This is a genomic window from Mycoplasma mobile 163K (assembly GCF_000008365.1).
Classification (GTDB): Bacteria; Bacillota_I; Bacilli_A; order Mycoplasmatales; family Metamycoplasmataceae; genus Mycoplasma_J; species Mycoplasma_J mobile.
Genome location: NC_006908.1, coordinates 349,756 through 374,737, shown reverse-complemented (window position 1 = coordinate 374,737; position 24,982 = coordinate 349,756). Strand labels below are relative to the sequence as shown.

Here is a 24,982-nt window from a genome sequence, read left to right as displayed (position 1 = left end):
TTTATTTTCTTTCTTCAAAAGCTGAAGCATATTTTCTATTACGCTTTATAGCATATTTGATATATCCATCAATTAGAGTGTACAAAGTATGATCTTTACCAATACCAACATTTTCACCTGGGTGAATTTTTGTTCCTCTTTGACGATAGATAATTGAACCTGCTAAAGCGAATTGTCCATCTCCAAGTTTTTGACCTAGTCTTCTACCTTTACTATCACGACCATTACTTGTCGATCCACCTGATTTTGTCTTTGCCATTTCTTATCCTTTAATTTCTAAAATTTTTACTCTAGTATAAGGCTGACGGTGCCCTAATTTTCTTTTGTGAGTTGATTTGGCATTATGACGATAAACAACAATCTTTTTTTGTTTACCTTGCTTTTCTATAATACCAGTTACAGTAGCATTCTTTAAAAAGGGAGTTCCAATTTTATCATCAACTAAAAGTACTTTATCAAAAACTACATTTTGACCTGCTTCACCTTCAATTTTTTCAATAAAAATGAAATCATCTTTTTTTACAAGAATTTGCTTTCCACCTGTTTCAATAATTGCAAACATTTTTCTCCTTATTGTGGCTCACCCTTAAGGTGCTTATTCATAATGAATATAGTCTTTTTTACCTGTTTAGAATGGTTACAAAAAGTAACATTTAAATTATAGCAAAACTTTTTTATTTTTTATATTTTATTTTAATAATTCAAACAAAATAAAAACTATATATTTTTTAAAAAAACTGAGATAGATTCTCCATTAATAAAAACTAAAATATATGACCCAATAAATTTATTCCAAACACTTTTTACAATAGAACCGGGATTTAAAATAAAAATTGTTCCTTCATTTTTTACACTTGGCTCATCACTATTTGAAAAAATAAAAAATTTAGATCCAGATTTAATTGCTAAATCTGATGTATATTTTTCTATATTCGATCTTGTGATTTTTATTAAATTTAAATTAGACTCTAAATGAAAAGAAAAATTAAATACATTAAAAATTTTTGATAAATCTGTATCAAAATTATCATTTTCTCCATTTACAAATTGGTTAAAATATTTTTCCATATATCCAATTTCTTCTTCGTGATTTCCTGCATGAATCAAAAAATTAGGAGATTCTTTTTTTATTATTTCTTCCAATAATTTTCGATTAGAATATGTTCTTGCGACAATTAAAATTTTTTTAGTTTCCATTATTTTAATTATAGAAAATAATTTTAAATACTTATGAAAATAATGGAACATGATTAAAAATTAAAGTGTTTATATTATAATAATAAAATGATAGATTCGAAATTATCAAAAACATTTAGAAATATTGATATTGAAAAATTTTCTTTTAAAAAAAGAGAGAGAACTATTTTCATTTACAAAATTGTGATAATTTTATGAATTTTAATGATTTCATTATTTACTTGATTTTTTTGAGGAGATTTTTTACTTCAAACTAATTTATCAATTGAAGGAACAAATGGAGTTTCTCTTTTTCAAACAATCCCTAATTTAGTAAATAGTGCTATAATGAGTTTTGCTACTTATTTCTTTTTATCTAAAATGTTAAATTACATTGAAAACTTAATAGATAGATTTGGTCTTTTTTGAATATGAATGATTTTTTTGCTAGTATTTTCATTAGCTGCACAGATATTCAATTTTTATTTTGTTCCATTAAAAACCTATTTTGGATTAATTTATGCTTTATTTTGGGTATTAGGATTAACAATAATTAATTTTTTTCTTGATTTATATATTTATATTAACACCAAAAAAACAGATCCTATTCTATCTAGAAACACTTTTTTTAAATTATTTTCTTATATTTCTTATGTTAGTTCTTTATTTTTTATAATTGGAATTTTTTGGAATTTTTTAATTTTAACAGATACTACACAAGAATTAAATATAGTAAATTTTGGATTTTATAATTGATTTTTACTAACAACACCAATTGATATATTTTGGAAAATTGTTTTATTTATTGTAATATTTATTTTCCAAATACCTTTGATTGTTCATACTTTTAAATATGTTAATATAGAAAAAAAATATAAATATAACTCTTTTATATTTAGTTCAGTTTTTGTGCTTGGAGCAATTATTTGATTTTCCTATGCTTGAGCAAATAATCTTTTTAATACACAAAATGTGGTTAATTTTAATCAAATTTTTGGTAGTTTTACAACATGATTGTTTTTGATTTTAAATATAATACTTGTCCTAATTTTTATTGCTTATGTTCGTCTTGGTAGAGAAGAATTAAAATCTAGTATTGTTAGGTCATTAGTTTTGACTACATTTATTTCTCTTATTTGATTCTCTTTAATAATAATTAATATTACTTTTGATTTACAAAGCATAATTGGGACTTTCATTTTTATAATTGCTGTTTTTTCAACTTCTTTTTTATTTATAATTTTTGCTTTGCAAAAACCTTTGATTAGTAAATTTATAATTTTTCTATTTTCAAGTTTATTACTTATAATTGATTTGGCTATTATATTAAATATTTTTTTCAATATTTTTAGACAATTTGAAAGCATCCTTATTAATTTAGGCGGGATTCACTTTTTAATATATGTAATTATATCTATAGTGTCTTTAATTGCTTTTTTAGTAGTTTTAACAAAATTCTGAAAAATTACAAAAAATTACAAAAACATTTATGAAAAAGATATAAAAATAAAAGGATAAAAAATGAACTCAAATAAAAATAACATAATAAAGAAAATTTTAGAATTTATAAAGGGGAAAAAAGTAAATAAATTTGTTAAACATAATGAATTGGTTTCGATTTCTATAAGTCATTTTAATGAATATAAAGAAAAATCCCCTGTTCAAAATGTTGAAAATTTTAAGACAAACCTGCTTATCATTGCAAATGAGAAAAATGAGTCTAATTTATATGAATTATTTTTAGAAAAATTAGAAAATGGAATTAACTCGAGAAAAGTTTTAATTTTTGATAAATTAGATTTCATAATTACTTGACAATCTGCAAAAAATGATTTAATAGCTTTTCCTGTTTTAGAAAATAAAACTTCAAATGAATCTTCTTTAATAAGTCTTGATTTGAAAAATGAAAATAATTTATTTACTAATTTTCAAAAATTAGTAAAAGTTGAAATTTCAAATGGATTTGGAATAAATTTTTTTGATAAATTTATTATTACAAAAAGTGAAAACGAAAGTTATAAAATTCTTTTTTCTGAAAAGGTGCTATTAAAAAATGAAAATAGGAAGTAATTCAAAAAAAATTTTAACTTTGAAAAAAATTCACTCTTTAATTAAAGTAAGCAAATTAAAATCTCTTGCTGAAATTGCAAAATTTAATAAGAATTTTTTGAACAGATTTGAAAATGCTTTATTTTATAGAGACTTGATGGAATATTTTGAAAAAAAATATAATTTTGAAAATGTATTTTTTAATAAAAACAAGGAAAAGAATTCAAAAAGAAAAATTGCTAAGGAAACAGTGTTGTGATTTTATTTGACGGAAGAGTATGAAATCAATTCTTTTTCATATGAAAGTTTGAACAAAGAATTACTTGCAAAATTTGATAAGAAAAATGATATTTTTATCCCAATTGGTGAAGATGCAATAAAATTTGCTAAGGAAAATCAAATAAATTCTCTTATCGAATTTAAAGATAATAAATCTGAAAATCTTGTAGAAAATTTAAATACCATTTTATATTCTATTTATGTTAATGGAAATGCTAAAGCTATTAAATTTGTTTTGAACACAAATAAAACAAAAGACAAAATAGTTACTGTCTTACCAATTAAAGAATTAGAATTAGAAGTAAGTAATTATGAACATGAAAAAGATGAAGATATTTCCAATTATAAATTTTACCCTTCGATTTTAGAAGTGAACAAAAACATTGTATATAGCTATTTAACAAATATACTATCAGCTTTAATTTCAGAGTCTCGTTTTTATACAGTTAAACAAAAATATGCAAAACAAAATGATTTATTGAAAAATATTGAAGAAAAAATTGATGAATTAAAATTTGTAGAAATAAGCAATAAAAGAAAACAATTAACAGATGAAATTATTTTGGCAAGTCAAAATAACAAATAAGGAAAAAATGAAACTAATAGAATTTTTAAAAAATAGAATTCATAAGAATAAAACCTTATTTAATCTAAAAATCGATTTAGAAACAGGTGAAAAATTTGAATTTCAAAATGTTATAGTTAGCATTAAAGAATTTAAAAAACCAATGTTTTATATTATGAAAAATTCAGTTTTTTCTTTAAATGCAGCAATTGTTTATATTATTGATAATGAAAATAGAATTATGAATGCATTTTTCTTTTCAAACAACTTAATAATTGTCAAAAATGATAAAATAGAAGTCAAAGGAAATGATAAGATTTTTTTGTTAAAAAAAGGTAAAAATGAATTTCTCAAAAATAAGCTTAAAAAATCAAAAAAATTACTTGAAAAATTAAATAATAAAATCAGTTTAGGACTTACTGGTGAAGAAATTATTTTGCTAAGTAATTCTAAAAGAGAATATGAAATGAATTTTCTTTTGTACAAAAATGGATGAATTATAAATAAAAAGGAAAATTATGAAAAATAAAAAATTAAAAATTATTTTAAGTTTAGGAATAGCAAGTTTTGTACCTTTAGCTTTTGTTTCTTCTAATATTTACAATCAAAATTCTACTTCAAAAAATAATTCAATACAAAGTCTAAAATCAAATAATTTAACTCCTTTATCAACATCTCTAGAAAATGAAATTTATAGTTCTATAACAAATACATTTCAAGAATTTTTGAATTCCAGTTTAAATTCTAATCAATTGAATATGATTGCCTTTAGAAGAATAATTGATAAATTTAAAGAAGAGAATTATTCAAGATTTTCGACTTCTTTTAATGAAATGGAGCAGCTAGTTTCAATGGAATTATTTAGTAAAGTTTTAAATATAAATAATGAAGAACATTTAAATACTTTAACAGATGAAGAAAAAAAACTTTTAATTGAAACTTTAAAAAGTGATTTATCAAATCAATTAAAAATTTATTTAAATAATGAACACAATTATCCTGTAAATGGATCTGAAATTGCTGGATCAAATACAATTCTTGAATCAGAAGTTTCTAAAATTGAAAATTCTCTAAAAACTTTTTTTAGAGAAAAATTTAATGTGGCTTTTGAACAATTAAAAATTTCAATAAATTCAAAAATTCTTCAGCATAAAAATTTAGATATGTTAGAAGTAAAAAAAGAAATTGAGTCTAATTTAGATTCTAAAATAACTTTCCCTGAAAATATAAATGGTTTATTTTTAAATAACTCTAATATAATTTTTAATTTAACAAATAAAAATATAACAATTGAAATTATTGATGTAATAATCAATACAAGAGATATAGAAATCGGTAATTCAAATAAAGACAAAATAGGATCTTCGATAAGACTAAATTTAAAATTTAAATTAAATAATGCTATTGAAGAAAAATCTCTAGTAATTGATTTTGAAAAGAGAGATATTTTTAGAAGCATTGAAGAATTTGCGAACATTCAATTTAGAAGTGCTATTGAAAATCTTAAATCTGAAAATATTAATCAAAAAAATGTTAAACAGAATTTAGATGATTACAGAATAAGTGATTTTGAAATTTTGAAAGAAAATGAATATGTTGATTATAGATTAGCAAAAATAGAAATTAGTCCAGAAAATTCTGAAAAATTTATTTTAACTTTCAATCTATTTTTTAAGAATAGTACACTAAAAAATAAATTTAATTTAAACAATAGAGAAATCACTTTTCCAAATTCAATTAGATTTCAATCATCCCCAGAAGAAATTAAAATTATCTTAAATAGAAAAATAGATTTGAATAATGATAACGAAAATGAATTAAATTTAGTTAATTCATTGGTAAATATACTTTACAAAGGTTCGAATCAAGAAACAACACCCTTAAGTTCTCTTCAACAAATTTCTAATTTAAATTTAGTTTTTGGGCCTGATCAATTTTTAAATCCTAATTATTCTTTAAAAGTTAATAGGATTTCCGAAATAGATAATGATTATGGTTCAATTTTGATTGATTACACAATTTTTAATAAAAAAGAGCCAAATATTTTTAAATCTTTTTCTAGGACTTTGACAGGTTTTAAAGGATTAATGCCAATAACAAATGCAATTAAAGATTTTACAAAATCTATAAATAGCAAATTGAATGGAAATTCATTAAATACATCAAGTTCTTTAAAAGAAATTTCCAATTCCTTTTTTAATCAAAATCATCTTTCTAAATTAGTATTTCAAACAAGAAATGAACTTAGAATAAATTCAAATTTTCAAGCAAGTCTTTCAGAATTCAAAAAAAATTCGATTCGAAATCAATTTGACAATATTTACAATATAGTTTTAGATAAAATGAGTGAATTATTCAGTAATCCAAGCTTTTCAACTTTGACTAAAGAAGATGTTTTACAAATTGAAAATGCAATCAATTCTAAAACAAATGATTTGATAAATGAATTAAAAAATAGATTAAATGAAAAAGGACTTGATTCTACAATATTTGAAAAAAATATCAATGAAACAGTAAAAAAATTAAATGATTTAATTTCAGAAGGAATTTCTTTAGAAACAATTTTAAATTCTAAAGAATTAATTAATTTAGTTAAACAATTTGAAAATTTTGAAAATTTAAGTGATCAAAAATTAAATGAACTAATTAGTGCAACTCCAGATATTTTAAGAATCATAACAGAAACACAAAAAAACATTTTATATGGAATTTCAGCAGCGACTGGAGCTAGCATCATTTTATTAGGAGGGATTGTCTATCAAGTAAATAGAAAAAAAGGAATAAAACTAAAATCTGTAAAAGGTATAACTATTACTTCTTTATCAATAATGACTATATCAAGTGCAATTTTAATTTCTCTTATTTTACAACTTACAGGACTTATTTAATATGAAACCAATTATCAAATCAATACAAGACAACATTATTTATGTAGAAGGTGAATTTAACTATAGTCAATCACAAGTTTTTCTTATCAATAATAAAATTCATGCTTATTTATTAAGTGCTTCAGTAAATAGTGCAAATTTACTTGTTGAATCAGAAATTGAATCATTGAAAATTAATGATGAATTAGATTTAGTTGAAAATTCTGGAAAAATAAGTACATATCAAAAGTTTTATGGAAAAATAATAGATATTTTTGGGCATATAAAATATCCAATCGAAGCAAATGACATAATTGATGAAAATGAAGAAAAAATAGGAACTGGAAAAATTTTTAATAAAGCTTTAGGGATGATGTTTCGTAAAAGTTTAAATGAGCCTGTGCAAACAGGGATTGCTTCAATTGATATGTTAATCCCTTTAGGAAAAGGGCAAAGAGAATTAATTATTGGAGATAGAAGAACAGGTAAAACTTCTGTTGCCTTAAATACAATTATTAGTCAAAAAAATACAAATACTAAAGCTGTTTATGTTGCAATCGGACAAAGAAAAACTAATATAAATTTTATCTATAATACACTTGAAGAATTTGATGTTTTAAAAAATACAATTATTTTAGAAGCAAGTAGTGAAAATTTATATCATCAATTTTTTGCTTTATATGTTGGTATGACTCATGCAGAAAATATTGCAAAAAATGGGGATGATGTCATTATTGTTATTGATGATTTATCTAAACATGCAAATATTTATCGTGAAATGGCTCTTTTAATTAATAAACCAGCTGGAAGAGAAGCTTTTCCAGGAGATATTTTTTTTACACATTCCAAAGTTCTTGAAAGAGCTGGTAAATTCAAAAATGAAAATTGAGGAACAATAACTGCTTTACCAATTGTTGAAACAATTGAAGGAGATATCACAAGTTTAATTAGTAGTAATATCATTTCAATTACAGACGGACAAATTATCATGTCTTCAGAATTAGCTGCTTCAGGAAAATTTCCTGCAATTGATATTGAGCTTAGTGTAAGTAGGACTGGATCTAAAGTTCAAAATAAAGTTCTTTCAAAATATAGTAAAAAAATTTCTAAAACATTTTCTCTTTATAAAAGAAATTTAAAATATAGTGAAATTAAATATAATTTTTCATCTGAAATTTTTGATATTTTATCTAAAGGAGAAGTTTTAGAAAATCTTTTTATTCAAAAAGGTTTTAGTAACTATACTTTAACAACTTTAATTATTATTTCAAATTTAGTCGAATGAAGAATTTTAGAAAATATAAAAGATGTTTCAAGTGTTCTTGATTTTATTAATTATTTTTTTGATTTTGATTTAACAGCTAAAAAAATTAAGGAAAAAATTGAAAATGAAATTGAAATAGATAATGAATTATTTAAAAATTTTATCATTAATTTAATTAATGAATTTCTTTTTTATTCAAGTAATCAATATTATTTTGAAAATTCCGATTCTGTTTTAAAAATTAACAAAAACTTTATCAAAGTGTATTTTGATGGTAATTCAAAAATAAAAGAGGTAAAAAATGATTAAGGGAAAAGTAATAAAAATCACTTCTGATATTATTGAAGTTGATTTTGAAAAACAAGATGACAATGTCAAAATAAATCAAACTGTTTTTTTACATGAAGATAATACTGTTTTATTAATTGAAAGCATTTCAAATTCCAAAATTGCAACATGTATTATTTTGACTCAAAATAGACCCATTAAAATTAATGATATTGTTACAAATAAAATGGAAGTTTTAAAAGTTCCAGTAGGTTCAAAAATCGCAGGAAAAGTTTTTAATATTTTAGGAGAAACTTTAAATGCTAAGGAATTTGAAGATGAACCAAATACAATTCCTATAAATTCAATCATCCAAAGAGAAATTGAATTCAACCAAAATCCTATATTAATAGAAACAGGAATTAAAGTTATTGATTTCTTCTTGCCTTTAATTAAAGGAAATAAATTAGGAATTTTTGGAGGAGCTGGAGTAGGGAAAACTGTTTTAATGAAAGAATTAATTTTTAATTCACTAAAAGTAGATGATTCGACTTTTTCAATTTTTATTGGTACAGGAGAAAGAAGTAGAGAAGGAGAAGAATTATACTCTGAACTTAAAGAAGCTGATTTATTAAAAAATTCTACAATGTTCATTTCACAAATGAACGAAGAAGCAGGTGCTAGAATGAATATTTTACCTGTTGGAATTACTGCTGCTGAATATATGCGAGATTTTGAAAAAAGAAATGTTTTAGTTTTTATCGATAATATTTTTCGTTATATTCAAGCAGGAAATGAATTAAGTGCTTCTCTAGGGAAAAAACCTTCAAGTGCAGGTTATCAACCAACTTTAATTTCTGAAGTAAGTAAAATTCAAGAAAGATTAAATCGTACTCAAAATGGAGCAATAACTTCGTTTCAAACAGTTTTTTTACCTTCAGATGATATTACAGATCCAGCAGCTGTAGCTATTTTTTCACATTTAGATAGTTCTTTAGTTTTAAATCGAGAAATAGCTGCTAGTGGAATTTATCCGGCTTTTGATCCATTAGCTTCTTCTTCAAATAACATTAAACCTGAATTAATTGGTAAAAAACATTATGAAGCTTTTATCAAAGTAAAATCTATTTTACAAAAATATAAAGAATTAGAAGATCTTGTTTTAATTTTAGGTCTAGATGATTTAGAAGAAGAAAATAAAATTATTGTTAAAAAAGCCTTACAATTAAAAAGTTTTTTTTCACAAAATTTTTTCACAGCTTCGAGTTTTACTAAAGATGAAGGAACTTTTGTTAAAAAAGAAGACACAATAGATTCAATTATAGAAATTATTAATGGTGATTTTTTAACAAGACATCCAGATGATTTTCTATATATTTCAACAACTTTTGATTTAGAAACTGATCAAGAAATTGAAGAACGTTTAAAATTAGAAGAGCTGAAAAAAAATCTTTAAAATAATCTGAAATTAAATAAAAGAAAAATTCAAATTTAAAAGTTTTGTTTTGTAAAAAGTGAATTTTTATTCACTTTTTTATTTACTCAATATGTTTATTATTCATTTTGAATAATAAACATATTGTTTTTGAATAAAAATTGTATAATAAAAGAGTAATAAAGGAGATTCATGAAAAAATATGATGTTATTGTTATAGGTGGTGGAATAATTGGAGGTGCTATAACTTATCAGTTATCAAAATACAATTTGAAAATTGCTGTTTTAGAAAAAAATCCTATTTTAGCAGGAGAAACTTCAGCTGCTAATAGTGGAGTTTTACATGGAGGTTTTGATCCTGAACCTCATAAAATTGAGGCCAGGTTAAATGTTGAAGGCGTAAAAATTTGAAAAGAACAAATTTTTAAGCATTTGATTTTTAATCGAGCAAAACTTGATACTTTAGTTTTAGCTTTTAATGATGAAGAATTAAAAGAATTGAAAAAATTGTATGATAGAGGACTTGAAAATAATGTGCCCAAAGAATTTATGAAAATAATTTCAATGAATGAAATTATTAGTAGAGAACCACATGTAAACAAAGAAGTTAAAAGCGGACTTGTTTATAATGATAGTTGAGCAATTGATCCAATCGGAGCAACAAAAGCATTTTTTGGAGTTGCAAAACAAAATGGTGTTGAAATTCATAAAAATAGTAAAGTTACTAAAATTAAATATGAAAATGATTTATTTTCAATTCAAATTAATGATAAGGATTTTCTCCAAGCTAAAGTTGTTATTAATGCTGCTGGGCATTATTCAGATGAAATTGCAAAAATTGCAGGATATCCAGATTTCAAGCTAACAACAAGAAGAGGAGAATATCGGATTTTATCTAATTCAGAGTTGTCAAAAGTTAATTCAATATTATTTATGGTTCCAACAATTCATGGAAAAGGTGTTGTTGTAGCTCCTATGTTAGATGGAAGAGTTATGACTGGACCTTCAGCTGAAGATGGTGTTGAAAAAAATGATACAAGATTAATTACAAGAGAAAAATTTGAATTTATTGAGCGAATTGGTAAGAAACTAATTCCAAGTTTGGATTTTGAAAGAACTGAACTAACTTTTTCAGGTTCTAGAGCTATTGATATTGCAACTAATGATTTTATTATTAATAGTGCAAAAGAAAATATTAATTTTATTAATGCAGCTGGAATGCAATCTCCAGCAATTGCAGCAGCACCTGCAATTGCATTAGAAATTGAAAAGCTTGTTAAAAAAACAAAATTAAAATTAGAACATAAAAAAGATTTTAATCCTAATTATGAAGTAATTTTTTAATTTAAATCAAAGGAAAAAAATATGGAAAAATATATAGTAACTTTAGATAGTGGAACTACAAGTGTAAGAACTTTAATTATAAATAAACATGGTGATGTTGTAAGTGTTGCTCAACAAGAAATTTCTCAAATTTATCCAAGAAGTGGTTGAGTAGAACATGATCCATTAGAAATTTGAAATAGTCAAAGACAAACAATGCAATCAGCAAAACATAAAGCTAAAATTAAAAGTGTTGATGTTGCTGCAGTTGGAATTACTAATCAACGTGAAACAATTCTTATTTGAGATAAATTAACAGGATTGCCTGTTTATAATGCTTTAGTTTGACAAGATACAAGAACACATGATTTTTGTGAAGCATTGATTAAAAAAGGTCATCAAAAAATGATTCAAGAAAAAACAGGACTTTTAATTAATCCATATTTTAGTGGAACTAAACTAAAATGAATTCTAGAAAATGTTGAAGGTGTGGGTAAAAAATTAGCAAAAAAAGAATTATTAGCAGGAACAATCGACACATGATTAATTTGAAAATTGACAAATGGAAAAGTTCATGCAACAGATGTTTCTAATGCTTCAAGAACTTTATTATTTAATATTCACACAATGAAATGAGATGATGAAATTCTTGAATTATTAAACATTCCTAAAGAAATACTTCCTGAAGTTAAAGCTTCAAATGGTGATTTTGGAATTGTTGATCCACTACATTGATCAAATAATGCACATGGAAAAGTACCAATTAGATCAGCAATTGGAGACCAACAATCAGCTTTATTTGGACAATTATCTTTTAATAAAGGAGATGTTAAAAACACTTACGGTACAGGAGCATTTATGCTATTAAATACTGGTGAAAAAGCAATCAATTCTAAAAATAGATTACTAACAACTGTTGCATGACAATTAGAAAAAGAAAAAGCTATTTATGCTTTAGAAGGTTCAGTTTTTGTAGCAGGAGCTAGTTTAAAATGATTAAGAGACTCTTTAAGATTGATTTATGCTTCGGATGAAAGTGATTATTATGCAAATAGAGTTCAAGATGATGGGCAAAGAGTATATGTTGTGCCTGCTTTTACAGGTTTAGGTGCCCCATATTGAGATTCAAGTGCAAAAGGTGCAATTTTTGGTCTAGAAAGATCTACTAATCGTGAACATTTAGTTAAAGCTACACTTGAATCAATTGCTTATCAATCAAATGATTTATTAAAGGCTATGGAAAGTGATTTGAAAGAAAAAATTAAAGTTATGAAAGTTGATGGTGGAGTTTCAAATAGTAAGTTTTTATTACAATTTCAAGCAGATATTAGCAATTTAGAAGTCATAAAACCTAAAAATATTGAAACAACAGCAATGGGTGCAGCATATTTAGCGGGTTTAGCGGTCAAATTTTGAACTAATTTAGCTGAAATTGAAAAAATTTCAAAAATCGATACTAATTCAAAATCAAAAATTACTGAAGATAAAAGAAAATTTTTATTAAAAGGATGAAATGAGGCTGTTAAAAGAACTTTAAATTGATCTAAAGATATAGAAGAAGTGAAAAATGAATAATTTAGGAATCTTTTTTGGTGCTGAATTTATTGGAACTCTAATTTTAATTTTAATTGGTAATGGTGTTGTTGCTTCTATTGCTCTTAAAAAAACTAAAGCAACAGGTCAAGGATTTTTATATGCTTCTTTTGGTTGAATGACAGCAGTATTTTTAGGGGTTATGGTTTCTACTTCTGTTGCTTCTTTAGGAAATATAAATGTACCTAATGGAATGATTAATCCTGTTTTTGTAATTATAAATATGATTAACAAAAATTTACCTATAGAATTTGGTTTTATAGCAATTCTAGCTGAATTTCTTGGAGCAGGAGCTGCACAATTAATTGTTATTTCCCTATATTGAAATCATTATAAGGCAACTGAAGATGCTGATGCAGTTGGAGCCACTTTTTTTACAAGTCCTGCAATTAAAAGTAAATGAAATAATTTTTATGTTGAAATAATTGCAACATTTATCTTAGTTTTAATTTTAAGTTTTACTTCTTCAGTAACTTCTCCAACAACAACAATAGGAATAATAACAGGAGCATTACCAGGAGCATTTAATGTTGGATGAATAATTTTTGGTATTGCTGTATCTTTAGGTTCAACAACAGGATATTCATTAAATCCAGCAAGAGATTTAATACCAAGAATTTTGCATTCTATTTTACCAATTCCAAATAAAGGTTCTTCAAATTGATCATATTCTTGAATTCCTTCAGTTGGGCCTATTGTAGGTGGTTTAGTTGGAATGCTAGTAACTCCAGGATTATTTTATTAAAATTTATATTGTTTAATTAAACACAAATCCAATGTGATTTGTGTTTTTCTTATAATACAAAATGAGTAAAATATAATATAATTAAAACTAAAAGAAGTTTCTTTTAAAAATTAATAATAAAGGTTATATAAAAGTGAATAGCATGAGTAAGAATAATAAATTAGTGAATTTAATTAATCATTTAAAAACACAAGGTTTTGTCTATCAAGGTAGCGAAATCTATGGAGGTTTAGCAAATACATGAGATTATGGACCTTTAGGTTCACTTTTGTTAAACAATATTAAAAATGAATGAATTAAATATTTTATTCATAATGAAGAAAACAACTTCTTAATTGATGCAAAAATTTTAATGAATCCAGAAGTTTGGAAAACTAGTGGACATGTTGGAAATTTTAGCGATCCTTTAATTGAAAATAAAATCAATAACAAAAGATATCGTGCTGATCATTTAATTGAAGAATTTGATCCTTTGATGAAAATCGAAACTTTAAGTGAAATCGAAATGGAAAATTTTATTAAAAGAAATATTACTAAATACGAAGGAGTTGCAACTGATTGAACAAGTATTAGAAAATTTAATTTAATGTTTGAAACTTATCAAGGAATTTTAGAAGATTCAAAAAATAAAATTTATTTAAGACCTGAAACTGCACAAGCTATTTTTGTTAATTTTAAAAATATTTTAAGAACTACAAGAACTAAAATTCCTTTTGGAGTTGGTCAAATTGGAAAAAGTTTTAGAAATGAAGTAACTCCAGGTAATTTTATTTTTAGAACAAGAGAATTTGAACAAATGGAATTAGAATATTTTGTTCATCCTAATGATTCTGACAAAGCTTTTGAATATTATTTAAAAAAATGTTATGAATTTTTGATATTTTTAGGAATTAAAAAAGATTTATTGAAAATTAGAAAACATGCTAAGGAAGAATTATCTCATTATTCTAGTGCTACAAGTGATATTGAATTTAAATTTGATTTTGGTTGAGGAGAACTTTTGGGAGTGGCAAATCGTGGAGATTTTGATTTGTCTTCACACTCTAAAGCAACAAATGAAGAATTATCTTATTTTGATTCAATTGAAAATATAACTTATATTCCTCATGTAATTGAACCTTCTATGGGATTAGATCGTTTAGCTCTTGCTATTTTGACTTCTTCATATGAAGAAGAAACTTTAGAAGTAGATTCTAGAGTGGTTTTAAAATTAAATAAGTTTTTAGTACCTTATCAAATTGCTGTTTTGCCTTTAGTAAAAAAATTCAGTGAAGAATCCAAAGAATTAGTCAAATGATTAAAACAACATAATTTCAGAACTACTTATGATGAATCTGCTTCAATTGGAAAAAGATACAGAAGACAAGATGCAATTGGAACATTTTTCGCTCTTACTTATGATTATCAAAGTGCTGAAAATCAAAGTTTTACTATTAGAAATAGAGACACAATGGAACAAATTAGAATTAATAAAATTGATTTAATTTCATATTTAACAAAGGAATTGAATGGAATATAAAAATATTTTTGATGAATTGCTTTCTCAAGTTGACATTGTAACTGTAATAAACAATCATTTATCTTTAATTAAAAAAGGGAAAAATTATATAGCTATTTGTCCTTTTCACGAAGACTCAAAACCTTCATTAACTGTTTCTGTAGAAAAACAAGTTTTTAAATGTTTTGCATGTAATGTTGGTGGAAATGCAATTAGTTTTGTTGAAAAATTTTTAAAAATAAGCTTTTTAGAAGCAAGTAAAATGATTGCTCAAGAAAATGGAATTAATCTTGAATTTTCTGAAAAAAAACAACAAAGAGTGATTTTAACAAAAACTCAAGAGCAAATTATTGAAGCTAATAATTTAGCTTTGAGTTTTTACAAATACAACATTTTTGACAAGCAAAATAAAAGTTTAGTTAGTTTTTTAAATTCAAGAAATATTAATGATGCAAATTTAATAGATTTTTTTGAACTAGGTTTTGCTTCTAATGAAAATTTAAAAGAAAAGATCATGAAAAAAGATTCTACAATCAATGAAGCAATTTTATCCGTTGCTTCATTGATAAATTCTAAAAATGGAAATTTTTTTGAAAATAGAATGATTTTTCCAATTAAAGATGAGAATGATTTTTTAGTAGGTTTTAGTGGAAGAGAAATTGTTCCAAATTCAAATAATGTTAAATATTTAAACACATCAGAAAATGCAATTTTTAATAAAGGTAATGTTTTATATAATTTTAATAAAGCTAAAGAGTTTATTACTTACAAAAAGGAATTAATTATTTGTGAAGGGTTCATGGATGTAATTGCTTTATATAAAATCGGAATCAAAAATGTTACTGCTTTAATGGGGACATCTTTTTCAAACAATCATATAAAACTATTTAATAACATCAAAGACATAAAGATTGTCTTTTTTCTTGATGGTGATTTAGCTGGTAAAAATGCAACAATTAAATCTATTAATAAAATTATTAAATATAAATTTGAAATCGAAATAATTAACAATCCTTTGAAAATGGACCCAGATGAAATTTTAAACAGATTAGGTCAATCTAGATTAGAAGAAATTGTAAAATCAAGAAAAAATGTTTTTGAGTTTCTTCTAGACTATTTCTTAGAAATAAATTCATTAAATAATTCTGAAAAAATAATTGATTTTTGCAAAATTTATTCTCAATACTTGCAACATGCAAAGCAAGATATAAAAATTATCATTTTAGATAAAATCAAAAAAACTGAAAAAATTCCTCAAGAATTGATTGATAAATATTTTGCTTTTAAAACAAATAATTTAGAAAATCAAGATTATAATGTTTTAGATTTTGATCAAAACTACAAAAATACTTACCAAAAAGAAAATAAGTATAAGGCTAATTATCAAAATAATTTTTGAAACATAAATGATTTTAAATTTTGACAATTAAATCAAAGTGAAAAAGTTATTTTATCTCTATTTGATTCTTATAGAAAAGATCCTAAAAAGGAATTGATTGTTTTATTTTCAATTAAAAAAAATGATTTTGTTTTGAAAAATTTAGCATTGAATGAAATTGCAGAAAAATTAGTTACTTCTTTAGATAAAAAAGAAGTAATAAAAGCTAGTGAATTATTTGATTCTAAAGAAAAAGAATTTATTGATAATTTATTAAAACAAAAATATTTAATAAATTATCCAAAATTTAATGAAAGCAAAAATTTTGAAATTCTTCTAGAAAGTTTGAAAAATTATGAATCAAGCTCGCTATTAATTAATGAAATAGGAATCAAATTGAAAAACAATGAAAATATTGACGATTCAACTTTGGAAATTATGAAAAAAGAATTTTTAAAAAATAAAAAAGCCTATTAGGCTTTTTTATTTAACTATTTATTAGTTTTTTAGAAATTTTTTCTAATTCTTCAACTTCATCAACAATAACTGGTTTAGATTTATTTTTATAATATTTTTTTTCAATTCAACTTTCAATAAGTGTTATTCCAACACAAACCGCAAAAGAGAATATGAAAAATCCTAATCTAACTATTGCTGTAACCATATTGTTTAATGATGCAGTTCTTGAGCCAACTTGATCTATTATACCAACATGATCATTGAATACTTGAACATTTGATAAGGGAATAGAAACGATTGAATCAATAAAGAAAAAGACAACAGAAATATAAACAAAAATCAAAGCAATTCATGCAACAGGTACAAAATATTTATATTTTTTAACTTTTACAAAGTTTTTCTTTCTGTTAATTAAAGCTCCATGAATAGAAACTCCAATAAATAGATAAGCCATAATTGAAGCAAAGTTTGTAATAATATCAACAAAATTATATAATAATCCAGCTGATCCGTAAGTTTTTACTTCACCAATTTGTCAAGCATATAGACCTACTGGAATAATTATTAAATAAGAAATGCTAACAATTGCAAAAAATACTAAGAATGCTGCTGTTAATTGATCTTTAATTTTAAAGACTCTTTTAAATCAACCTATAAAATGTAACTCTTTTTCTTCATCAGTAGCCTTAAAAATAGGAGCTGAAGATAAAGCATATCCATTTAGTGTGGACATAACTGCTAAAGCAATAAATGAAGATAGTATTATTTGTAATCATCTTGGAATAATATTAGTTCCAAAAACTCCATTACTTGTTCCATCTGCTGAACCAATTACAAATCCAATTGTTAAGAATAAATATAATACAGTAACTATAATTAATCCAACAATCATAATTGAAGGTAATTTGTTAGGATCTTTTAATTTCGATCTTAAAGCTGTTGCTGTATAAAATCCATCAAATGAGAACATAATTGAAGGAATAGCTGCTAAAATTCCAAATCCAACAAACAATTGACTTAATCCTGTTGGTTGATTTAAATTACTATTAGCGACAAAATTTGGATCAACGCTATTTCCAGGGTTAAAAAATGCAATGATCGGAATAATCAAAAGTGGTAAAGCATTTCCTCCAATTGTAAAAATTCATTGTAAAATTCCAGCTGCTTTTATACTAAAAAAGCTTGTTAAGGCAATTCATGCAAAAAGTCCAAATGCAATTGCTGAAGCTACTCATCCATCTAATTGAAACGAATTTCCTGAGGCATCTTGAATTGCTTGAACAACGAAAAATGATAAAGCAAGTGTTGTTAGAGGTAAATAAAAAATTAACATATATGAACTTGCAAATCTTGACATTCATTTTTTCGTAAAGTTTTTAACTCAAGCTAATATTCCTTTATCATTTTTTGTTGCAGTTGCTAATTCAATTAAGCAAACAGCAATAGCAATAATTCCAATTGCTGAAATAATTCATGCTGAAATTGCAGCACCTATATTTGCTTGGGCAATTCCTGCATTTACTGTGCTTGTTGTCGAAATAACAAATTTATTTTTGAAAAAAATTCCTGCTCCAATTACTGTTCCTACAACAACAACTAAAGCAGATAAGAAACTTATTTGTTTTGTTTTTGGTGACATTTTTGTCCTTTCCAATATAAAATATATTATTTTAATTATACATTAAAGACTTCAAAAAAGTTGTAATTTCTTTATCTTTATACATTAAAAAGAATTGATAAATTAGAAAAATTAAGTATAAAAAAATTTATTCCTAAACAAAATAATTATACTAAATTTTTTTTAGAGTAAAATTATAAATAATTATAATGTGAATGAAAGTAAATTTTAGCGAAAGTGGTGATTTTAATGAGTGAAAAAAATGCAAGTGATTTTAAGAGTATAATCAATGCTTTAAAAAAAGATTTAGAAAGAATAAACAAAAAAAATGGAATTGAGAAAAAGAATTTGTCTCAACAAGAAGTTTTTGATTTTTTAATTAGTAAGAATATCGATGTAGATGAAGCAGATACAGATGATTTGTTTAATGCTTTAATTGAAGCTAAAGTTCTTTCTAATGTTGCTGATGATGGTGATTTAGAAGAAATTGATATGGATGATTTTTTAGGAGAAGTTAACGGAACTAAAAAAGCAAAAATTGTTAAAGATTTAGATGAAATTGATGATGATGATATTGATTTAAGTTCATTAGAACAAGATGAAGATGATGAAGAAGATAATGACGATGATTCTTGATTAGATGAAGATTTAGATAAAACTGAAGATTATGATTCTGCTGAATTAAGTAGTGATGATGAAAACTTTTCTTTAGATGAGATCAGTGATGATGAAATTGTTTTAGATGATTTAGATGAATTTATCGATTTAGAATATAGTGCAAATGCTAAAAAAGGTGCTAAATCAAAAGTTAAAAAAAGTGGTAATAGAGAAATTGTTATTCGTGAAATTGTTAAATGATACATGAGTTGAGTTGGTAAACACGGTAAAGTTCTTGATAAAGAAGAAGAAATTAAATACTCAAAACAAATTGAAGAAGATCGCAATGGAAGAAAAGGAAAAAAAGCTTTTAATGCTTTAATCCATCACAATTTGCGTTTAGTTATTAATAATGCTAAAAAATATAAAAATCGAGGGCTAAGTTTTATCGATTTAATTTCTGAAGGTAATGCTGGATTAATTAAAGCTGCAACAAAATATGATTATCGTAGAGGATTTAAATTTTCTACTTATGCAACTTGATGAGTAAGACAAGCTATTACTCGTGCTGTTGCTGATCAAGCGAGAATTGTTAGAGTACCTGTTCATATGGTCGAAACAATTAATAAAATTATTAAAATTGAAAGAGAGTTACATCAAGAATTAGGTGTGCCTCCAACTGATAAACAAATTGCTGAAAAATATGGAAACAATTTTACAGCTGAAAAAGTACAATACATAAGAAAAATTAATATCGATCCGATTTCTTTAGATAAATCTATTGGTAAAGATGATGATTCATCTTTTAGTGATTTTGTTAAGGATGAAAGTGTTGTTTCACCTTTAGAATTTGCTAGTCAAAATGAATTAAGTGGTATCTTAACTGATATTTTAGAAAAACATTTAGATGAAGCTGAACGTGATTTAATTAAAAAAAGATTTGGAATTGGCGTTGATAAAGATGGTAATCGAATCTCAAGTCATTCTCTAGAAGAACTTGCTGCTGAATTACAAATTTCAAAAGAAAAAGTGCGTTCATTGGAATCAAAAATTTTAAGAAAATTGAAGCACCCTCAAAAACGCAAAAAATTAAAAGAATTTTATAAGAATAATGTCTAAGAGTTTTAATGATTAAAAAAGTTGATTTAATTAATTATTTAGAATCATTTTATCCTTTTGAAAAAGCAGAACTTTGAGATAAAGTAGGTTTTAGTTTTTTGAGTAAAAATTTAAAACAAATTAAGAAAATCTTAATTTGTCTAGATTTTGATTTTGAAGCTTTTGAAAAAGTAATGAAAAATGATATTGATTTAATAATTACTCATCATCCTTTTTATTTCGAAGATACTCTTGAAGAAGAATTTTTAAAAAATCCTTACAAATCTAAAATTGAATCTGTTTTTAAAAAATTAAATAATAAATCCATTTATACTTTACACACTAATTTTGATAATCATTTTGAAGGAACAAGTTATTTAATTGCTGAACAATTAGGTTATACTAATTTTTTAAAAACAAATAATAATCAAGCTGTAATTACTAAAGTAAATGAAAACTTTAAAGATATTGTTGATAAAATTAAAAGCTCTTTTAATTTTACTTATGTAATTTCTAATCTTAAAGAAACAGATGAAATAGTAAAAACTAAAAAAACATGAAAAATAGCCATTTTTGCAGGTGCAGGTGATATTAATTTAATTAATCAATTCAAAGATAATTATGATTTTGATTTATTAATAACTAGTGATTTAAAATGAAATACTTTAATTTCGCTTGCTTCAAATCAAAAAGAGATTAATTATTTAATTGTTCCACATAAAATTGAAGAAGTATTTATTGCTAAAATAGAAACTTTACTAAAAGAAAAATTTTCTAATAAATTAGAAATTTTTACTTATTATTCAAAAGTGGATAATTTTTCTTATTAGAAATTCAAGTTTAATTTACTTTTTTAAAATCTAATAATTTATCCCGATAATATTCATATTGTTTTTTTCTTGCTTCAATTTCTGCAGGTAATCCAATTGTTAAATCACTAATCAAAGTTTCAAAACGATCAAGAATATTAACTATTTTATTTTGAACTTCAATTGGAGGTAGAGGAACTTTGATTTTAGCCATTTTTGAACTAGTAAGATGAGGAATTGTTTCTCTTTTATTAACATGCTTTTTTGCTATTATTTCTAAAAGGTAAAAAACAAATTTTGTATTTACCTCATTTTTATTTAATGCTTTTAAAAGTCCTCGATTTGATATGTTAAATTTTTCATTAAAATGATAAGAAACAGAGCCTGCTACATAGCCGTCTCTTGTTCAAGATATTGATTCTTCATTGTGCTCATATTTATTGATGTATCCAATAATTCCTTTATTGAGTGTTTGGGATGAGTATACAGGGTAAATACCACTAATTTTAGATATATAATCTTTTGTTAAAATACTTTTTCCATTTATTATTTCGAAAACATCACCTATTGAAACATATGGTGTACTTTCATTGAATGAAAGTAAATTATCACGATAACATTCATATTGTTTTTTTCTTGCTGTAAGTTCTGCTGTAAGTTCTGCTGTAAGTTCTGCTGTAAGTTCTGAGAAAGTGTCTAAAAATTTTACAATTTTTTCTTGAATTTCTATTGATGGTAATGGAATTTTAATTTTAGAATAAATACTAATATAAAGTCTTTTATGTTCTTTGGAAAAAAAATTCATACTAGTCATAATATGATATAAATAGCGTAATAAAGCATTATTTGAATTTACTGTTAATAATTTTATTGCTGATGATTTAATTTTAAAAGGAAAATCAACTCATTTGAATGAGCCTGTAAAATCATCAAAAATAATAATAGGATTGTTTTTGGACGCACCATATATGTTGTTTTTTTCATTTGTATAACCTAATATAAAAGATTTTCCTGCTGTTAAAACAGGAATTTGATTTTCTTTATTATAATTTGTGCTTTCTACTATGTATTTTGAAGGTTGTTCATAGTTAAGTAAACTTCCTATTTCCACAATTTTCACATCACCTGAATATATATATTTTGTTAAATCATTTAATAAACTATTCATTATTCTTGCTCAATTTCTTTAATAATTTTTTCAATTTCTTTTCTCAAAAATTTACCCTTATTAGAAATTTTTTGTATTTCTTTATTAAGAATGTTAATATCAATTATTTCCTTTTCGAATTTTTGCTCAATATATGTAGATACTGATAAATTATAACTTTCTTCAGAAATTTTACTATTTGAAACATTTTTTGAAAAATATTCTTGATCTAATCTTTTTTCATATGTATTTAAAATTTTACTAATATTTTCAGATAACAATTTATTGCTATTAGTAGCCTTTTGAAATTCTTTTGAAGCATCAATAAAAAGAGTACTATTTTCTTTTTTATTTTTTTTCAGAACCAAAACACATGTCGCAATACTAGTTCCAAAAAATAAGTTTTCAGGCAATTGAATTATGGCATCAATAAAATTATTGTCAATAAGATATTTTCTAATTTTTTCCTCTGCTCCTTTACGATACATAACTCCTGGAAAAGTTACAATTGCAGCTGTTCCATTTGAAGCTAAATATGAAAGAGAATGCATAACAAAAGCTAAATCTGCTTTAGATTCAGGAGCTAAAACTCCGGCCGGAGAAAATCTTGGATCATTTATTAGTAAAGGATTACTTTTACCTGCTCATTTAATTGAATATGGCGGATTTGAAACAATAGCTTCAAATGGCTCAAATTTATTATGAAGTGGATTTGTTAAAGTATCTCCTTGACTTATATTAAATTTATTGTAATTAATATCATGTAAAAACATATTAATACGACAAAGATTATAAGTTGTTTGATTAATTTCTTGGCCAAAAAAACCTTGTCTTACTTTTTCTTTTCCTAAAATTTTAGCAAAATTTAATAATAAAGAACCTGAACCACAAGCTGGATCATAAACTTTATTAATTTCATTTTTTCCTATAAGGGTGATTTTTGTTAATAATTCACTGACTTCTTGTGGCGTATAATATTCTCCTCCACTTTTACCAGCATTTGAAGCATACATACTCATAAGATATTCATATGCATCTCCAAATGCATCAATTGAATTATCTTTAAAATTGCCTAATTTCATTTCTCCAATATTATTAATTAATTTAGTTAATTTTTCATTACGTTCATTTACTGTTGAGCCTAATTTAGAACTATTAAGATTTATATCATCAAATAATCCTTTAAAGTCTTTTTCACTAGATGAACCATTTGCTGATGCTTCAATTTCTTTAAATACTTTATCAAGCGCAACATTAAGATCTTTATTTTTAGAAGCATTTTTTCTAATATTTACAAATAAATGACTGGGTCTAATAAAAAAACCCTTTTCTTTAACAAGTTCTTTTATTTCTTCTTTTTTTGACAATATTTTATCATCACTAATATTTTCATAACGAAAATCTTGTTTTTTAGTTGCTTTTCATTCACCTTGATTAATATAATTAGCTAAATTCTCTGAAATATAGCGATAAAATAGCATTCCTAAAACATATTGTTTAAAATCTCACCCATCAACACTTCCTCTTAAATCATTAGCAATTTTTCAAATCGTTCTATGTAATTCATTTCTTTCTATTTCTTTATTATTGTTCATATTTTTCTCTTTAATTCTTTTATATTTTTTTCTATTGTTTCTGTTGTTTCTATTTCTATTGTTTCAATTTACATAAATTAATTTAGATCAAATTTTAGTAATTTATCACGATAATATTCATATTGTTTTTTTCTTAAATTTATTTCAGATGGTAATCCTTCTTTAAAATCTTTAATTAAAATTTCGAAAAAATTAAGATTTTTCACAATTTTGTTTTGAATTTCAATTGACGGTAAAGGAATTTTTATTTTTTCTATCGAAGATTTTTTTAATTCGAGCATTGTTGAGCTTTTGGTTACATATTTTTTTGCAATTATTTCTAAAGCATAAAATACAAACTTTATATTTACATTATTTTTATCAAATGCTTTTAATATTCAACTACCTTCTGTAACATTTATTTTTTTATTATCATGATAAAAAACAGTTCCTGCATAACCACCTACTGTTATTGTAATTAATTCATCTTCATATTGATCTTCATATCTATTAATTCATCCAAGTATTCCATTATTAGTAGTTTTTGATGAATATACAGGATAAATTCCAGGATTATCACTTATATCTTTTTTTGATATCTTGCTTTTACCCTTATTTATTTCAAATATTTTATCTATTGAAACATATTCTGTTTGCTCACTAAATAAAAATAATTTATTTCGATAATATTCATATTGTTTTTTTCTTAATTCAAACTCTTTTTTAAGGTCTAATAAAATTTCTGAAAAATTATTTAAAATTCTAACAATTTCATCTTGATATTGAATAGGAGGTAAAGGAATTTCTATTTTAGATAAATTTGACTTTGTAAGTGTTCCACTAAAATTATTAAGTAAATTTAAATTTGAAGGATTTTTTGCTTCTTTTTGTAAAAAATAGAACATAAATTTTGTATTCGTTATATCTTTATTTTTTACCTTCAAAACAAAAGAATCTCCTGTTACATTAAATTTTTCATTAATATGATAAAAAGCAGTTCCTGCATATCCTTCTGATGTTAAAGTAATTAATTCATCATTGTAATCATATCTATTAATTCATCCAAGTATTCCATTATTAGTAGTTTTTGATGAATATACAGGATAAATTCCATGATTATCACTTATATCTTTTTTTGATATCTTGCTTCTACCCTTATTTATTTCAAATATTTTATCTGTTTTTATAACTTCTATTTTTTTTGATAAAGGTTCATTTTGTGATTTATATATTTTTTTCAT

21 protein-coding genes are annotated in these 24,982 nt (G+C 23.9%); 14 read left to right on the top strand and 7 right to left on the bottom strand.

All coding sequences use genetic code 4. The features are described 5' to 3' along the window. Position 1: 1 nt before the first annotated feature. From rpmA to MMOB_RS01635, 3 genes are all read right to left on the bottom strand, one after another. Entirely contained in the window at positions 2–259 is a 258-nt protein-coding gene (rpmA, locus tag MMOB_RS01645) for a 50S ribosomal protein L27 (RefSeq protein WP_011264825.1), read from the bottom strand. A 3-nt stretch (positions 260–262) separates the two neighbouring features. After that, positions 263–562, bottom strand: coding sequence for a 50S ribosomal protein L21 (rplU, locus tag MMOB_RS01640; protein ID WP_011264824.1), 300 nt, complete (start codon positions 560–562; stop codon positions 263–265). Positions 563–717: 155 nt separating this feature from the next. After that, positions 718–1,197 carry a hypothetical protein gene (locus MMOB_RS01635; protein ID WP_041362857.1) on the bottom strand — a complete coding sequence of 160 codons (480 nt, stop codon included), beginning with the start codon at positions 1,195–1,197 and terminating at the stop codon, positions 718–720. A gap of 87 nt (positions 1,198–1,284) precedes the next feature. Between MMOB_RS01635 and MMOB_RS01630 the strand changes: the two genes are divergently transcribed. The 12 genes from MMOB_RS01630 (at position 1,285) to dnaG (ending at position 16,916) form a co-directional block, all read left to right on the top strand. After that, positions 1,285–2,694, top strand: coding sequence for an MSC_0624 family F1-like ATPase-associated membrane protein (locus MMOB_RS01630; protein ID WP_011264822.1), 1,410 nt, complete (start codon positions 1,285–1,287; stop codon positions 2,692–2,694). A 3-nt stretch (positions 2,695–2,697) separates the two neighbouring features. Next, positions 2,698–3,246, top strand: coding sequence for an MSC_0623 family F1-like ATPase-associated protein (locus MMOB_RS01625; protein ID WP_011264821.1), 549 nt, complete (start codon positions 2,698–2,700; stop codon positions 3,244–3,246). Next, complete coding sequence (locus MMOB_RS01620) at positions 3,230–4,090, top strand: MSC_0622 family F1-like ATPase gamma subunit (protein WP_011264820.1); 861 nt, start codon at positions 3,230–3,232, stop codon at positions 4,088–4,090. Before MMOB_RS01625 ends, MMOB_RS01620 begins: the two co-directional genes overlap by 17 nt. Before the next feature lie 7 nt (positions 4,091–4,097). Next, a complete protein-coding gene (locus tag MMOB_RS01615; RefSeq protein WP_156768865.1) occupies positions 4,098–4,598 on the top strand; it encodes a hypothetical protein in 501 nt (166 codons plus the stop codon). Then, complete coding sequence (locus MMOB_RS01610) at positions 4,588–6,957, top strand: hypothetical protein (RefSeq protein ID WP_011264818.1); 2,370 nt, start codon at positions 4,588–4,590, stop codon at positions 6,955–6,957. Before MMOB_RS01615 ends, MMOB_RS01610 begins: the two co-directional genes overlap by 11 nt. Before the next feature lies 1 nt (position 6,958). Then, complete coding sequence (locus MMOB_RS01605) at positions 6,959–8,509, top strand: MSC_0619 family F1-like ATPase alpha subunit (RefSeq protein WP_011264817.1); 1,551 nt, start codon at positions 6,959–6,961, stop codon at positions 8,507–8,509. Then, positions 8,505–9,923 carry an MSC_0618 family F1-like ATPase beta subunit gene (locus MMOB_RS01600; protein ID WP_041363087.1) on the top strand — a complete coding sequence of 473 codons (1,419 nt, stop codon included), beginning with the start codon at positions 8,505–8,507 and terminating at the stop codon, positions 9,921–9,923. The genes MMOB_RS01605 and MMOB_RS01600 overlap by 5 nt, the downstream gene beginning before the upstream one ends. Before the next feature lie 171 nt (positions 9,924–10,094). Continuing rightward, positions 10,095–11,246, top strand: coding sequence for a type 2 glycerol-3-phosphate oxidase (gene glpO / locus MMOB_RS01595; protein WP_011264815.1), 1,152 nt, complete (start codon positions 10,095–10,097; stop codon positions 11,244–11,246). A gap of 21 nt (positions 11,247–11,267) precedes the next feature. Further along, positions 11,268–12,800, top strand: a complete 1,533-nt coding sequence (gene glpK, locus MMOB_RS01590) for a glycerol kinase GlpK (RefSeq protein ID WP_011264814.1) — start codon at positions 11,268–11,270, stop codon at positions 12,798–12,800. Beyond that, positions 12,793–13,563: an MIP/aquaporin family protein gene (locus MMOB_RS03620; RefSeq protein ID WP_011264813.1), complete on the top strand. Its 771-nt coding sequence runs from the start codon at positions 12,793–12,795 to the stop codon at positions 13,561–13,563. Before glpK ends, MMOB_RS03620 begins: the two co-directional genes overlap by 8 nt. Positions 13,564–13,705: 142 nt before the next feature. Next, positions 13,706–15,082: a glycine--tRNA ligase gene (locus tag MMOB_RS01580; RefSeq protein WP_011264812.1), complete on the top strand. Its 1,377-nt coding sequence runs from the start codon at positions 13,706–13,708 to the stop codon at positions 15,080–15,082. Next, a complete protein-coding gene (dnaG, locus tag MMOB_RS01575) occupies positions 15,072–16,916 on the top strand; it encodes a DNA primase (RefSeq protein WP_011264811.1) in 1,845 nt (614 codons plus the stop codon). The genes MMOB_RS01580 and dnaG overlap by 11 nt, the downstream gene beginning before the upstream one ends. 10 nt (positions 16,917–16,926) lie before the next feature. On the opposite strand, the gene MMOB_RS01570 is transcribed toward dnaG, so the two are convergent. Then, complete coding sequence (locus tag MMOB_RS01570) at positions 16,927–18,537, bottom strand: APC family permease (protein ID WP_011264810.1); 1,611 nt, start codon at positions 18,535–18,537, stop codon at positions 16,927–16,929. Between the two features lie 228 nt (positions 18,538–18,765). On the opposite strand from MMOB_RS01570, the gene MMOB_RS01565 reads away from it, so the two are divergent. Together MMOB_RS01565 and MMOB_RS01560 are read left to right on the top strand one after the other, a co-directional pair. Continuing rightward, positions 18,766–20,232, top strand: coding sequence for an RNA polymerase sigma factor (locus MMOB_RS01565; RefSeq protein WP_011264809.1), 1,467 nt, complete (start codon positions 18,766–18,768; stop codon positions 20,230–20,232). Positions 20,233–20,240: 8 nt separating this feature from the next. Next, on the top strand, positions 20,241–21,041 hold the full coding sequence (locus tag MMOB_RS01560; RefSeq protein ID WP_011264808.1) for a Nif3-like dinuclear metal center hexameric protein: 801 nt from the start codon (positions 20,241–20,243) through the stop codon (positions 21,039–21,041). A 10-nt stretch (positions 21,042–21,051) separates the two neighbouring features. Here MMOB_RS01560 and MMOB_RS01555 read toward each other — a convergent pair whose 3' ends face one another. From MMOB_RS01555 to MMOB_RS01545, 3 genes are all read right to left on the bottom strand, one after another. After that, positions 21,052–22,188 (bottom strand): restriction endonuclease subunit S, encoded by a 1,137-nt coding sequence (locus MMOB_RS01555; RefSeq protein WP_011264807.1) that lies wholly within the window; start codon positions 22,186–22,188, stop codon positions 21,052–21,054. Continuing rightward, entirely contained in the window at positions 22,188–23,762 is a 1,575-nt protein-coding gene (locus MMOB_RS01550) for a type I restriction-modification system subunit M (protein WP_011264806.1), read from the bottom strand. The genes MMOB_RS01555 and MMOB_RS01550 overlap by 1 nt, the downstream gene beginning before the upstream one ends. Before the next feature lie 77 nt (positions 23,763–23,839). Next, positions 23,840–24,982 (bottom strand): restriction endonuclease subunit S, encoded by a 1,143-nt coding sequence (locus MMOB_RS01545; protein ID WP_011264805.1) that lies wholly within the window; start codon positions 24,980–24,982, stop codon positions 23,840–23,842.